Raw genomic sequence first — 14,278 nt, forward strand, 5'->3', positions numbered from 1 at the left:
CGGTGGGGGGCCGGCTCGGGGACGGCGGCGGGGTCCGGCGTGAGGTCCGGCGTGGGGTCCATGAAGAAAGCCTAGTTTGTACGGTTTTCGGCAGACCGTTTCAACGGACGGCCGACACGACGGGTTCCAGCAGCCCGTCCGCCTCCACAGCCCCGTCCGCCGCCGGCAGCCCGTCCGCCTCCCGCTCGCGCCGCCGCATCGCGTGCAGCCGCCCGTCCGGGTCGGCGACCAGCTCGGACCAGCGGCCGCGCTCGACGACCCGTCCGCCGTCCAGCACCAGCACCTCGTCCACGGTGCCGTCGTCCAGCCCGGCCAGCCGGTGGGTGATCAGCACGGTGGTGCGGCCCGCGGTGGCGGCGAGCAGGTCGGTGGTGAGGGCGTCGGCGGTGGGCAGGTCGAGGTGTTCGGCGGGCTCGTCCAGGACGAGGACGGGGAAGTCCGCGAGCAGCGCCCGGGCCAGGGCGAGCCGCTGGCGCTGGCCGCCGGAGAGCCGGGCGCCGTGCTCGCCGACCATGGTGTCCAGCCCGGCCGGCAGCCGGTCGGTCCAGTCCAGCAGCCGGGCGGCGGCGAGCGCGGCGCGCAGCTGCTCCTCGTCGGCGTCGGGGCGGGCGAGCCGCAGGTTCTCGCGCAGCGAGCTGTCGAAGACGTGGGCGTCCTGCGCGCACAGGCCGATCACCCGGCGGACGTCCTCCCCGGCGAGCGCGCGGCTGTCCACAGCCTGTGGACGACCGGCGGCGAAGGTGACGCTGCCCGCGCCGGGCTCCAGGAACCGCAGCAGCGCCTGGGCGAGGGTGGTCTTGCCGGAGCCGGACGGGCCGACGACGGCGATCCGGCGGCCGGGCGCCAGGTCGAGGTCGATCCCGGTGAGCGCGTCCACGGCCTGCCCGGGGTGCCGGACGGTCAGCCCGCGCACCGCGACGGGCAGCGGCTGCGCGGGCAGCGCGGCCGCGTCCACGGGCTCGACGACCGGTTCCGGCGCGGACAGCACCTCGTCCAGCCGCGCCCGGGCCGCCCGGCCCCGCTGCCGGGCCTGGACGGCGAGCGGCATCCCGGTGACCGCCTCGAAGGCGGCCAGCGGGGTGAGCACCACCAGGGCCAGGCAGACCGGCGCCAGCGCGCCGTCCCGCACCCCCTGGACGCCGACCGCGGCGGCGGCCGTCACGGTCAGCCCGGTGAGCAGCGCGATCAGCCCGGTGCCGAGCGCGGTGGTCGCGGCCGAGCGGGCGGCCAGCCCGGTCAGCGCGGCGTCGGCGGAGCGGGCGGCGGCCAGTCGGCGCGGCAGCGCGCCGGCCACGGTGAGCTCGGCGGTGCCGGTGAACACGTCCACCACGCCGGCGGCCAGCCGGCCCCGGACGGGAGCCTGCCGCCGCTCGGCACCGGCCGACCAGCGGGCGGCCAGCGCGGGCACCAGGACGCCCGCGAGCAGCAGCCCCAGGCCGAGGACCAGCCCGGCGGCGGGCAGGAAGGCGCCGAGTGCGACGGCCGAGGCCAGCCCGACGACGCCCGCGACGGCGGCGGGCAGCCGCCAGCGCAGGTGGTGGTCCTGGACGGCGTCCACGTCGGCGACCAGCCGGGAGAGCAGGTCCCCGCGCCGGAAGGCGGGCAGGCCGGCCGGGGCGAGCACGGTGAGCCGCCGGTACACGGCGGCGCGCAGGGTGCCGAGGGTGCGCAGCACGGCGTCGTGCGAGACCAGCCGCTCGGCGTAGCGGAAGACGCTGCGGCCGATGCCGAAGGCGCGCACCGAGGTGACGGCCATCATCAGGTAGAGCACCGGGGGCATCTGGGAGGCCCGGGAGATCAGGTAGCCGGAGGTGGCCATCAGGGCGACGGCGCTGCCGAGGGCGAGCGCGCCGAGCAGCACGGACAGCGCGAACCGCGGCGTGGCCCCGGTCTCCTCCGCCGACTCCTCGGGCACGGCCGGGGCGGCGGTCGGCCGCCCGCCGTGTGCGAGCACCCGAGCCGCGGGAGGAGCCTCCGCGGCCGCCGGCCCCGCCAGCCGTACCCGCTCGTCCGCGACGGCCAGCAGTGCCGGCCGGTGGGCGACCACCAGCACGGTGCGCGCCGGGTCCTCGGCGAGCGCCCGCACCGCCTCGACCACGGCCGCCTCGGAGGCGCCGTCCAGGTGCGCGGTGGGCTCGTCGAGCAGCACCAGCGGCCGGTCGTCGGCGAGCAGCACCCGGGCGAGGGCGAGCCGCTGCCGCTGCCCGGCGGAGAGCCCGGCGCCGTCCTCCCCGAGCCGCGCGTCCAGGTCGGTGACGAAGTCGAGGGCGTGCGCGGCCCGCAGCGCCGTCCACAGCTGTTCGTCGCTCGCCTCCGGCCGGAGCAGCCGCAGGTTGTCGGCGACCGTGCCGGCGAACAGGTGCGGGTGCTGCGGCACCCAGGCGATCTGCCGCCGCCAGCTCGCCGGGTCCAGCTCGGCGAGGTCGTGCGTCCGGCCGTCCGCCCCGGTGATCCGGACGGTGCCGGCGTCGGCGGCGGTGAGCCCGAGCAGGACGGCCAGCAGGGTGGACTTCCCGGCGCCGCTCGGCCCGGTGAGGGCGGTGGTGGCGCCCGGACGCAGCGTCAGCGAGGCGCCGTCCAGTGCGGGCTCGGTGCGGCCGGGGTGCCGGACGACCAGGCCCTCGGCGGCGATCGCGGCGCCGGCCAGGGCGGGCGCCGGGCGGGTGCCGGCGGCGGGCAGCGGCGTCTCCAGCACCTGGAAGATCCGGTCGGCGGCGGTCAGGCCCTCGACGCTGGAGTGGTAGAGCGCGCCGACCTGCCGGATCGGGACGTACACCTCGGGGGCGAGGATCAGCACGACCAGCCCGGTCTCCAGGTCGAGGGTGCCGTCGACCAGCCGGAAGCCGATGGTGACGGCGACCAGCGCGACGGACAGGGTGGAGAGCAGTTCCAGGGCGAAGGAGGAGATGAAGGCGATCCGCAGGGTGCGCAGGGTGGCGCGGCGGTAGTCGGCGGTGATCCGGGCGATGGTGGCGGCCTGGGCGCGGGCCCGGTTGAACACCTTGAGGGTGGGCAGGCCGGCGACCACGTCGAGGAAGTGGTGCGAGAGCCGGGCCAGGCTGTCCCACTGCCGGTCCATCCGGGCTTGGGTGGCCAGGCCGATGAGGGCCATGAACAGCGGGATCAGCGGCAGCGTCCCGGCGATGATCGCGGCCGAGGTGAGGTCGGCGCCGACGATCCGCAGCAGCACGATCGCCGGGACGGCGACGGCGAGCGCCAACTGCGGCAGGTAGCGGGCGAAGTAGTCGTCGAGGGCGTCGACGCCGCGGGTGGCGAGGGTGGTGAGCTCGCCGGTGCGCCGGCCCGCCAGGTAGGCCGGGCCGAGCGCGGTGGCGTGGTCGAGCAGCCGGCGCCGCAGGGTGGACTTCACCCGGGCGACGGACCGGTGCGCGGTGAGTTCGGTGAGCCAGCCGACCAGCCCCCGCCCGCCCGCGGTGAGTGCGAGCAGCATCAGCGGCGTGGTCAACTCGCCGAGTCCGTCGCCGCGTTGGAAGGCGCGGACGACGATCTCGGCGATCAGGCTCGCCTGGGCGACCACCAGGGCCGCGCCCGCCGCGCCGAGCAGTACGGATCCGGCGAGGAAGGCCCTGGTGGTGCGGGCGTAGCCGAGGAGGCGGGGGTCGACGGGCTTCATGTCAGTGCCCGGCCGGGATGTGCTGGACGCCGATCCGCTTGCGGAACACCCAGTACGTCCAGCCCTGGTAGAGCAGCACCAGCGGGGTGAACACGGCCGCGACGATGGTCATCAGCTTCAGCGTGTACGGCGCCGAGGCGGAGTTGGAGACGGTGAGGCTCCAGGCGTCGTTCAGGCTGGACGGCATGACGTTCGGGAAGAGCGCCAGGAACAGCATCGCGACGGCGGCCACGACGGTCGCCCCGGAGAGGACGAACGCCCATCCCTCGCGCCCGAGTTGGTTGGCCGCCAGGGCGCCGAGCAGGCCCAGCACGGCGACGACCAGCGCCACCAGGCTCCGCCCGTTCCCGCTGTCGGCCTGCGTCCAGGTCAGGAACGCCAGCGCCAGCACGGCGGTGGCCAGCCCGGCCCCCAGCGCCGCCCGGCGGGCCCGCTCGCGGATCTCGCCGACCGTCTTGAGCGCCGCGAACACCGCGCCGTGGAAGGTGAACAGGGCGAGGGTGACCAGGCCGCCGAGCAGCGCGTACGGGTTGAGCAGGTCCCAGAACGTGCCGACGTAGTTCTTCTGCGCGTCGATGTCCACGCCGCGCACGATGTTGGCGAAGGCCACGCCCCACAGGAAGGCCGGGAGCAGCGAGGTCCAGAAGATGGCCTCCTCCCAGTTGCGCTGCCAGCGGGCGCCGTCCCGCTTGGCCCGGTACTCGAAGGCCACGCCGCGCACGATCAGGCAGACCAGGATGACCAGCAGCGGGATGTAGAAGCCGCTGAACAGCGTCGCGTACCAGTCCGGGAAGGCGGCGAAGGTGGCGCCGCCGGCCGTCAGCAGCCAGACCTCGTTGCCGTCCCAGACCGGGCCGATGGTGTTGATCAGCACCCGGCGCTCGGCGGTGTCGCGGGCGAGCGGCTTGGTGAGGATGCCGATCCCGAAGTCGAAGCCCTCCAGGAAGAAGTAGCCGATCCACAGGACCGCGATCAGCACGAACCAGACGTCGTGGAGTTGCATGTCAGATCCTCAGTTCCGGCGGGGTCAGTACGCGAAGGCGAGCGGCTTGTCGGCGTCCTCGTCCGCGGCCGGGCCGCGCAGGGACGGGTCCTCGGCCGGCGGCCGCTCGGTCGTCACCGGCCCGGCCTTGGCGTACTTGACCAGCAGCCGGACCTCGATCACGGCGAGGACCGCGTACAGCGTGGTGAAGGTGACCAGCGCGCCGATCTGGGTGCCGACGCTCACGTTGGGGGAGACGGCGCTGGCGGTCGTCATCAGGCCGAACACGGCCCAGGGCTGACGGCCCATCTCGGTGAAGATCCAGCCGAAGCTGTTGGCGATCAGCGGGAAGCCCATGGTCAGGATGCCGATCCGCCAGCTCCACTTGGTGAGCAGCGGGCCCAGTTCCCGCTTCGGCGTGAGCATCAGCCGGGGCACCTCGGTGTCGCCGGTGCGGAACTCGGGCCGCAGGAACAGCTTGCGCCGGGTGGTCCAGAGGCCGATCAGGGCGGCGACGAAGGACGTCATCCCGAAGCCGATCATGAAGCGGAAGCCCCAGTAGGTGACGAAGACGCTCGGGATGTAGTCCTTCGGGTTCCCGCCGTGCGCGGCGGCCTCGGCGGCGGCCGTGTCGTTGATGCCGGGGACGGCGGAGCTGAAGTCGTTGTGGGCGAGGAAGGACAGTATCCCGGGGACCTCCAGCTCGACCGAGTTGTGGCCCTTGCTGACGTCGCCGACCGCGAAGATCGAGAACGGCGCGGGCGACCGGGTGTCCCACAGCGCCTCGGCGGCGGCCATCTTCATCGGCTGCTGCTCGAACATGACCTTGCCCAGGGTGTCGCCGCTGAGCGCGGTGCCCAGTCCGAAGACCACCGCGAGCACCAGGCCGAGCCGCAGCGAGGTGCGCATCACGGCGGTCTTCTTCGGGTCGGCGGTCTCCGGCCTGCGCTTGGCCTTCCAGAGGTGGAAGGAGGAGATGCCGACCACGAAGGCCGCGCCGGTGAGGAAGGCGGCGGTCAGGGTGTGGAAGACCACGACGAGGGTGGTGTTCTGGAACAGCACCTCGGCGATGTCGGTGAGCTGCGCCTTCCCGGTGGCCGGGTCGATCGCGTAGCCGGCCGGGTGCTGCATCCAGGAGTTGGCGGCGAGGATGAAGTAGGAGGAGAGGACGGTGCCCAGCGCCACCATCCAGATGCAGGCGCAGTGCAGCTTCTTCGGCAGCTTGTCCCAGCCGAAGATCCACAGCCCGATGAAGGTGGACTCGAAGAAGAAGGCGATCAGCGCCTCCATCGCGAGCGGGGCGCCGAACACGTCGCCGACGAAGCGGGAGTAGTCGGACCAGTTCATGCCGAACTGGAACTCCTGCACGATGCCGGTGACCACGCCCATCGCGATGTTGATGAGGAAGAGCTTTCCCCAGAACTTCGTGGCGTGGAAGTACTTCTCCTTGTTCGTCCGCACCCAGGCGGTCTCCAGCCCGGCCACGATCGCGGCCAGGCTGATGGTGAGCGGGACGAAGAGGAAGTGGTAGACGGTCGTGATGCCGAATTGCCATCGCGCGATGGTTTCGTGAGCGATTGCCAGTTCCACGTCGCCCTCTCCAACCGGCCCCGTGGGCCATTTCCGGACAGACTTCACCTAAAGCCGCAGACCATCGCGGAGCCGCACAAGCTTGTCCGCTTGTGAACGTGAACACGTTCACAAGCCCCAGTATCCATCATCCTTACGCAGGAACCGCAGGTGGGGTGGGGTTGACGCGGCGTACCGGAACGTCACACTCCGCACAGTCTGCGCCCGCCCGTACGGCCCCGACAACGCACCCCCACGTCGCCCCCTTGTCCGAACCGTCCCTTGACAGCACCACGCCCCGCTCGCATCGACGAGCGGGGCGTGGTAACGGAGGCCAGGACGAGTCAGTCGCGCCGCTCGCCGGTGATCTCGGGACCGATCGCGAAACCCTTGGCGGGGCCCTCGGGGATCACGGCCTCCTTGCCGTACGGGACCCGGGTCGAGGAGGCGTAGGCACGGCGCTGGGTGTCGGGGCCGGTGAGGATCGTGACGGCCCCGCCGTCGTCGTAGTCGTCGATGATCACGTAGACCGGGATGCCGGCGGCGGCGTAGGCGCGGTGCTTGAGGACGTGGTCGCGCTTCCTGGCCTCGGCCCCCGGCGAGACGGTTTCGACGACCAGGGCGACACCGGAGGCCAGCAACCCCACACCCTCGGGGTGCTCGATCTCATCGATTTCATCGGGAGCCACGAACACGTCCGGAATCAGCACCTTGAGACCAGCGATGACGTTGCCGTCCTGTGCGGGCCCGTAGCCAGTGCCATGCAAGTGGTCGTAAAGGGCCCTGCCGAGCCGTCGATTGATGCCGAAGTGGCGGTTCCCGCCGGTGGGTGACAACGTGATCGTCCCCTCGATGATCTCCGCGCGGAAGCCCTCGGGCACATCCATGGACTTCCACGTCTGCCACAGCATCTGGTCCAGGTTCACGACGGTCTCCTCGACGACGAGCACGCTCATTGGGACACCTCTTTCCCGTCCAGTGTGATCAGCCTGCGCGGGGCTGCACAAGCAACGGCAGCACGGTCGCACGCGACCGAGGGGCTGACCGAGTGAACGGCGACGAGTTCACTCGATCGTGGGGTTTAGCGGACGCGTCAGGCGTTCGTGGGGAGTTCGACGCGGAAGGTGGCGCCCTGGCCCGGGGAGGTGGTCAGGGTGAGGGCGCCGCCGTGGGCGCGGGTGAGGGCGGTGGCGATGGCGAGGCCGAGGCCGGCGCCGCCGCCGTTGTCGCGGCTGCGTGAGGCGTCGACGCGGTAGAAGCGGTCGAAGGCCCGGCGGGCCTGGTCCTCGGTGAGGCCGGGCCCGGAGTCGGCGACCTCCAGCAGGCAGACGCCGTCCGGGCCGGCGCCGACGCCGATCCGCACGGGGGTGCCGGCCGGGGTGTGCTTGACCGCGTTGCCGACCAGGTTGGTGACGACCTGCCGCAGCCGCGCCTCGTCGCCGAGGACGGGCGCCGCGCCGGGCGCGCCGGTGCCGTCCGGGCCGGTGAGCGCGACGGGCCGGCTCGGATCGAGGGCGGTGAGGTCGTGCAGGGCGTCCGCGGCGAGGGTGCGCAGGTCCATCGGGGCGAGGTCGAGCGGGCGTTCCTCGTCGAGCCGGGCGAGCACCAGCAGGTCCTCGACCAGGCCGCCCATCCGGACGGCCTCGCTCTCGATCCGGGTCATCGTCCGGCGGACGTCCTCGTCGGTGGGCAGCGCGCCCATCCGGTACAGCTCGGCGAAGCCGCGGATCCCGGCGAGCGGGGTGCGCAGCTCGTGCGAGGCGTCGGCGACGAACCGCCGCATCCGGGCCTCGGACTCGGCGCGGGCGGCGAAGGCCGTCTCGATCTGGTCGAGCATGCCGTTGAGCGCGACGGACATCCGCCCGACCTCGGTGCCGGGCGGCAGCTCCGGCATCCGGTGCGACAGTTCACCCGACGCGATCCGCGCCGCGCCCGCCTCGATCCGGCGCAGCGGCCGCAGTCCGGTCCGGACGGCGAAGAAGCCGAGGGCGGTGATCAGCGCCAGCACCGAGCCGCCGATGGCCAGGAAGGAGGTGCGCAGGCCGCCGAGGGTGGCGTCGATGTCCTCGCGGGAGACGGCCACCATCACGTACGTCGGGGCGTTCGCCGGGGAGGCGAACGGGCCCTGACCGGCGGGCTGGTCCTTCCCCGGCGGCGCCTTCTCGGTCGGCTGCTTGTCGGTCGGCTGTTTGTCGGCCGGCTGCTTGTCGGTCGGCTGGCGCGGGGCCTGGAGCGGCAGCACCAGCACCCGCCAGCTGTGGTGGCTCCGGGCCTGGTCGGGCAGGTCGAAGGGGACGTCGGCGACGGTCCGGCGGGGGTCGAGGCCGGCGAGCTGCGGCGCCGGGTCGGTGTCGGAGACCGGCTGGCGCATCGTGCCCTGCACCTTGCCGTCCGAGGACAGGTACTGCACCAGGTACTGGCTGGGCAGGCTGAGCCGCTTGCCGGTGACGGCGGGCCGCCCGGGCGCGGGCGGCACCGGCAGGTTGGGGGGCCGGCGGGACAGCAGCGGCCCGTACCGCTGGAGTTGCTCGTCGAGCTGCTCGACCAGCTGCACCCGGACGGCGCCGAGCACCACGGCGTCGCTGACCACCAGCCCGGTGGTGACCAGCACCAGGGCGAGCACCAGCAGCCGGGCGCGCAGGGACAGCCGGGAGGTGAAGCGGGCGAGCACGGGTCGGACCGTCAGTGCTGCGCGGGGCGGCGCAGCGCGTAGCCGATGCCGCGCACGGTGTGGATCAGCTTGGGGCCGTGGGCGGGGCCGGAGTCGAGCTTGCGGCGCAGGTAGGAGATGTACGACTCGACGATGGAGAGGTCGCCGCCGAAGTCGTAGGCCCAGACGTGGTCGAGGATCTGCGACTTGGAGACCACCCGGCCGACGTTGGACATCAGGTAGTGCAGCAGCTTGAACTCGGTCGGGGAGAGCGCGACGGGCGTGCCGGCGCGGGTGACCTCGTGGGCGATCGGGTCGAGGGCGAGGTCGGCGACGACCAGCCGGCCGTCCTCGGCCGGGCCGCCGGAGCGGCGCAGGATGGCCCTGATCCGGGCGATCAGTTCTTCCAGGCTGAACGGCTTGGTGACGTAGTCGTCGGCGCCGGCGGCGAGGCCCTGCACCTTGTCGCCCACGCCGTCCTTGGCGGTGAGGAACAGCACCGGCAGGTGGTCGCCGGGGTGGCCGTGCCCGTGGCCGTGCCCGGTGCCGCCGATCCGGCCGCGGCTGGTGCGCTCGCGCAGCCGCTCGACGACGGTGAAGCCGTCGAGGTCGGGCAGCATCACGTCGAGCACGACGAGGTCGGGCCGCTCGACGGCGATGAGGTCGAGCGCCTCGGTGCCGCTGGCCGCGGAGGCGACCCGGAAGCCGGAGAAGCGCAGCGAGGCGGAGAGCAGTTCGCGGATGTTCGGTTCGTCGTCGACGATGAGCAGGAACGCCTCGCCCTGGCTCCCGGCCACCGCGGAGCCGCTTGGTGTGGTGACAGTGCCTTGCACGGGGGTTTCGCCTCCCGGTCGGACGATGACGTTCATGATGAGGCTAGCCCCCGGAGGCTATGCGGCATGGATGAATGTTGGATTAACACCTTATCGGTCGGTTTTTCGACGATGCGCCTGCGGGGACCGGTTCGGTGGTGTGCGCACCGGATCTCCCCACCCGGAACCGGCGGTGGCCGGGGAGTCCCCTGTCCTCCCCGGCCACCGCGGCCTGTCCCCGCCGCTCAGCCGCTCACCGGAACTGCCCGACCTGGTAGCCGCCCGCGGGCTGGCGGGTGAGGACGTTGCCCCGGTTGAAGGCGTTGATCAGCGAGATCAGGCAGACCAGCGCCGCCAGCTGCTCCTCGTCGTAGTGCTTCGCGGCGTTCTCCCACACCTCGTCGGCGACCCCGGCGCCGTCCGCGAGCCGGGTGCCGTGCTCGGCCAGCTCCAGGGCGGCGCGCTCGGCGTCGGTGAACACCGTCGCCTCCCGCCAGGCCGCGACCAGGTTCAGCCGGGTCGGCTCCTCGCCCTCGTGCACGGCGTCCTTGAAGTGCATGTCGACGCAGAAGCCGCAGCCGTTGATCTGGCTGACGCGCAGCAGCACCAGCTCCTGCGTCGCGACCGGCAGCGTCGACTCCTCCCGCAGCAGGCGGCTCGCCGCGCTGAGGTGCTTGAAGACCTTGGACATGATCGGGCTGGTGTAGGGGCTGAGTCGGGCTTCCATCGCGTACTCCCGGGGTCGGTGTTTCTCAGTTGCTGCGTTGCTGCCGCTTCCGGCGTTGCTGCCGCTGCCGGCGTTGCTGCCCAGGAGGACGGGACAGCGCACCCGACTGTGACAAGCCCCCGGTGTGACCTGCGCCACCCGCCCGCCGCCCGGGCGCCGGGCTAGCCTGCAGAACGGGGTGAGGGAGGGGCGCCATGGCGGACTCGGCGACGACCGCGGCAGCGGCCGCCTCCTGCGCCCTGCTCCTGCGGGCGTGCGCGCGGGTCGGCCTCCCGGCCGCGGGCGCCGAGCCGATCCGGCACGGCGAGAACGCGCTGTGGCGACTGCCGGGCGGCGTCGTCGCCCGCATCGGCCGGGCCGGGCAACTGGTGGCCGCCGGGCGCGAGTTGGCCGTCGCCCGCTGGCTGCACGCGCGCGGCGTCCCGGCCGTCCGACCGCTCGACACCGTCGACCAGCCGTGCGCCGTCGACGACCACCCGGTCACCTTCTGGCACGAACTCCCGCCGCACACCGCCGGAACGCCGGCCGACCTCGCGCCGCTCCTGCTCCGGCTCCACCGGCTCCCGGCCCCCTGGCCGCCCCTGGCCCCGCTCGACCCGTTCGTCCGCCTGCCCCAGCGACTTGACGGAGCGTCAACCCTGCGACCGTCCGACCGCCGCTGGCTCCGCGAACGCCTCGCCGCCCTCCGCACCGCCTGGGCCGACCTCCCGCCCGGCCTGCCGACCGCCGTCGTCCACGGCGACGCCTGGGGCGGCAACGTCGCCGTCACCGCCGACACGGCCTACCTGCTCGACTTCGAACGCACCGCGCTCGGCCCACCCGAATGGGACCTCACCGCCGTCGCCGTCGAACGCGACACCTTCGGCTCGCCGTCCTACCCCGCCTTCTGCGCCGCCTACGGCACCGACGTCACCGCCTGGCCCGGCTACCCCACCCTGCGCGACATCCGCGAACTGCGCCTCACCCTGTTCGCCTTCCAGCACGCCGCCCCCGAAGCCCACCACCGCCTCGCCTGCCTCCGCGGCGAACGGGGCCCCCGCCCCTGGCACTGGACGGCCGTTCCCTGACACCTCCCGCCCTTTCCTCGTCCCCTTCCCCTTCCCGACGCGGTGCGGTCTGCGGGACCATCCCTGCGGAGGTGGGCGATGATCCCGCAGTCATTCCCCGGCAGCTTCACCGACGACCAGGGCGCGGAGGAGCTCACCTGGCGGTTCGTACCGGCGGCCACCAGGTGGGGGCCGAGCTACGAGGTCCGCGCCACGATCCGCGGCGCCGACGTCCGAGGGTCGGACTTCGACGTCCTGAAGCCGGTCGACGCGCACGCCGCCGCCGCGGCCGGGCTCCGGCTCGACGCTTACGGCCACCTGGAGACCTGCGTCCTCTCCGGCGACCTCCCCTGCACCGTGGAGCGCCCCGGAGATCACCCGCTGTCGACGATCCGGTTCACCCTCGACCTGCGCGAGGACGCGTCGGCGCCGTCCGAAACCCCGCTCCGGCTGTCGATCGTGATCGGGGGGAAGACCGTCGAGACGGAGGCCGAGGACTTCGAGAACGGCCTGCTCGAACTCGCGGCCGCCCTGCCGGACGGCCTGCGGCTGCGCAGCTGCGTCACCTGCCTCCTCTCCGACTACTCGCCGGCCGGGAAGGGCCTCATGGGAATCCGCTGCCACCGCGGTGCCAGGGAGCAGTACCTCGCGGTCACGCGCAAGGCCGAGTACTGGCCGGTGCCACTGACGGAGCTCGTCCCGGAGACGTACCTGTGCGGGGAGTTCGAGCCGCGCGTCCCCGGAACCGGCTACCGGGGCTGACGCTCCCGGCGGCCCTCAGCGCCTGCGCACGATCACCGCGACGGCGGCCAGCGGCAGCGCGGAGAGCCCCTGGAGGACGGCGTACCAGGCGGGGCAGAGCCCGGGGACGAGGTCCACACCGATGATGGCGATCGGCATGACGGTGGCCAGGGTCCGCAGCCGGTCGGTGGAGCGGCCCTCTAGGCGGTGGAGGTACGGGGCGGCCGCGAGGAAGAGGGCGGCGCGGATCCACATGAACGGCGTGGTCCCGTGGCCGAGGGCCGCCAGCACGGCGACCGTCCCGAGCACAATGGCGCTGATCGCACCGAACAGGGTGGTGCACTTCCGCACGGTGGCCCGGGCGTCGAAGCTGGTGGTCGTCGTCATGTGCCGTTCTCCTCGGTCTCGGGCTGACGACAACGACGCTACGGAGCAGGGGAGATGGGCAACACGGGTCCAGCCCCACACCCGGGGTGGGTCCAGGCCCACCCCCCACGGTGCGCCTGCTCCCCGGGCGGTGTTCAGAGGCTGCGGGCGGTGATGTCGCCGTAGGAGGTGGTGGCGCGGATGGCCACGACGGCGGTGCCGGTGTTGACGAGCGAGTTGGCGACCCGGCCGTAGGCGGTGCCCGCGTCGAGGGTGGCGGAGACCCCCCGGGCGGCGGTGACGGCGATGTTCCCGGACTCGGTGCGCAGGACGATCGGGCCCCGGGCCGCCTCGGCGATGGTCAGGTCGCCCTGCTGGGTGCTGAGCTGAGCGGGGCCGGTCAGGCGGCCAAGGGTGACGTCACCGGCCTGGAGGGTCAGGCGGGTCGCCGCGCTCTCGTCGAGCTTGACGGTGGCGCGGGCGGCCTCGAAGGTGACGTCGCCCAGCCGCCCGACGCCCCGCAGCTCCGCGTCGGCGGCCTTGCCCTCGACGGTCGAGCCGGCGGGCAGCTGGACGGTGATCTCGGTGGTCCCGGAGTTGCCGAGCAGGCTGTTGTTCGCGGCCGGCGCCTCGATCCGCAGGACCCCGTTGTCGTAGCTGACCTGCAACTGCTCGGCGGCCTTCACGTCACGGGACTTGGCCGGGTTCGCGGGACGGACCTCGACCACGGTGTCGGCCCGGTCGGCGGCGATGAACCGGATCTGGGCGGCGGGGACGTCGAGGACGGCGGCGATCGGGGCGGTGGTGGCGAAGGTGTACATCGTGGTCTCTCCCTGTGGTCTCCGGCGGGCCTCCCTTGTTTCGGCCCGTCGTTTCCGACAGAGGAAAAGCTACGTTGCGTTCGCGAGTCAGGCAACGACTTCCTTGCCAAGAAATGCCTTAACTGCAGTTCACAGCAGGGAAATCGTTGCAGCCAGCCTGCCGCCTAACGCAACGAAGCACGGGATTCGTTGCAATGAACTGCAACTGAACGCACCGCCCGGCGCGGGACACGCGAAGGCCCTCGCCCGTCCCAGGGCGAGGGCCTCGCGGGCGTCCGTCGGCTCCGGGTCAGCCGCCGGACGGGTTCCGGTTGCCTCCTCCGAAGCCACCGCCTCCGAAGCCGCCGCCGAAGCCGCCCGTCGCGGCGCCTTCGACGAGCTGGCTGGCGGTGTAGCCACCGTTGGCGTCGGGGGTGCCGACGACGGTCACGCTCTGGCCGGGCAGCAGGTCCGCGACCTTGCCGTCCTTGTTGAGCTGGACCTTCGTCGCGTCGCCGGTGGTGACCTTGATGGTGTTGCCGTTCGAATCGGTGAGGTACACGGTCGAGCCGTCCACCGCCTTGACGGTGCCGCGCGCGAACCCGGGCTGGGAACCGCCCTGGCCCTGACCCTGACCCTGGCCCTGGCCCTGCCCGCCGCGCCGCCCGCCGCCCTGGCCGTAGCCGCCCGCCGCCGGGCCGGCGGCAGGGGCAGCAGCCCGAGCGGAGGACTTCCCGCCCGACCCGCCCTGCCCCTGCTGGTACCAGACCCCGCCCGCGAACGCCCCGGTGGCGATCACGCCGCCCGCCAGCACCAGGCTCAGCCACGGCAGCTTCCGGCGCGGCGGCGCCGCCAGCTCCGCGCTCACGTCCCGGGCGTCCGGCGGCGTGGCGAGGAGCGCGACCTGATCATCGTGATTCATCGAGCTCATCGAACTCATCGAGACAGTGC

General features: G+C 73.1%; 12 protein-coding genes. 2 read left to right on the forward strand and 10 right to left on the reverse strand.

The window, feature by feature from the left end:
* Window positions 1-100: 100 nt before the first annotated feature.
* From cydD to VM95_RS15675, 7 genes are all read right to left on the reverse strand, one after another.
* Complete coding sequence (gene cydD, locus VM95_RS15645; RefSeq protein WP_045696958.1) at window positions 101-3,634, reverse strand: thiol reductant ABC exporter subunit CydD; 3,534 nt, start codon at window positions 3,632-3,634, stop codon at window positions 101-103.
* A 1-nt stretch (window position 3,635) separates the two neighbouring features.
* On the reverse strand, window positions 3,636-4,637 hold the full coding sequence (gene cydB / locus VM95_RS15650; protein ID WP_045696960.1) for a cytochrome d ubiquinol oxidase subunit II: 1,002 nt from the start codon (window positions 4,635-4,637) through the stop codon (window positions 3,636-3,638).
* A gap of 24 nt (window positions 4,638-4,661) precedes the next feature.
* Window positions 4,662-6,206, reverse strand: coding sequence for a cytochrome ubiquinol oxidase subunit I (locus tag VM95_RS15655; RefSeq protein WP_045696962.1), 1,545 nt, complete (start codon window positions 6,204-6,206; stop codon window positions 4,662-4,664).
* Between the two features lie 323 nt (window positions 6,207-6,529).
* Window positions 6,530-7,141, reverse strand: a complete 612-nt coding sequence (locus tag VM95_RS15660) for a Uma2 family endonuclease (RefSeq protein ID WP_045696963.1) — start codon at window positions 7,139-7,141, stop codon at window positions 6,530-6,532.
* Between the two features lie 137 nt (window positions 7,142-7,278).
* Entirely contained in the window at window positions 7,279-8,856 is a 1,578-nt protein-coding gene (locus VM95_RS15665; RefSeq protein WP_045696964.1) for a sensor histidine kinase, read from the reverse strand.
* An 11-nt stretch (window positions 8,857-8,867) separates the two neighbouring features.
* Window positions 8,868-9,704, reverse strand: coding sequence for a response regulator transcription factor (locus tag VM95_RS15670; RefSeq protein ID WP_078859958.1), 837 nt, complete (start codon window positions 9,702-9,704; stop codon window positions 8,868-8,870).
* A gap of 196 nt (window positions 9,705-9,900) precedes the next feature.
* On the reverse strand, window positions 9,901-10,374 hold the full coding sequence (locus VM95_RS15675) for a carboxymuconolactone decarboxylase family protein (RefSeq protein WP_045696969.1): 474 nt from the start codon (window positions 10,372-10,374) through the stop codon (window positions 9,901-9,903).
* 194 nt (window positions 10,375-10,568) lie between these two features.
* Here VM95_RS15675 and VM95_RS15680 point away from each other — a divergent pair, with 194 nt between their 5' ends.
* Window positions 10,569-11,441, forward strand: coding sequence for an aminoglycoside phosphotransferase family protein (locus VM95_RS15680; protein ID WP_078859960.1), 873 nt, complete (start codon window positions 10,569-10,571; stop codon window positions 11,439-11,441).
* A 78-nt stretch (window positions 11,442-11,519) separates the two neighbouring features.
* On the forward strand, window positions 11,520-12,182 hold the full coding sequence (locus VM95_RS38865; RefSeq protein WP_052707388.1) for a DUF6304 family protein: 663 nt from the start codon (window positions 11,520-11,522) through the stop codon (window positions 12,180-12,182).
* Between the two features lie 15 nt (window positions 12,183-12,197).
* Here VM95_RS38865 and VM95_RS15690 read toward each other — a convergent pair whose 3' ends face one another.
* The 3 genes from VM95_RS15690 to VM95_RS15700 form a co-directional block, all read right to left on the reverse strand.
* Window positions 12,198-12,548, reverse strand: coding sequence for a hypothetical protein (locus VM95_RS15690; protein WP_045696971.1), 351 nt, complete (start codon window positions 12,546-12,548; stop codon window positions 12,198-12,200).
* 134 nt (window positions 12,549-12,682) lie between these two features.
* Window positions 12,683-13,348, reverse strand: a complete 666-nt coding sequence (locus tag VM95_RS15695) for a DUF4097 family beta strand repeat-containing protein (protein ID WP_045696973.1) — start codon at window positions 13,346-13,348, stop codon at window positions 12,683-12,685.
* Between the two features lie 289 nt (window positions 13,349-13,637).
* Complete coding sequence (locus VM95_RS15700) at window positions 13,638-14,249, reverse strand: DUF5666 domain-containing protein (RefSeq protein WP_157882115.1); 612 nt, start codon at window positions 14,247-14,249, stop codon at window positions 13,638-13,640.
* Window positions 14,250-14,278: the final 29 nt, after the last annotated feature.

It is taken from the genome of Streptomyces rubellomurinus, assembly GCF_000961885.1.
Taxonomy (GTDB): Bacteria; Actinomycetota; Actinomycetes; order Streptomycetales; family Streptomycetaceae; genus Kitasatospora; species Kitasatospora rubellomurina.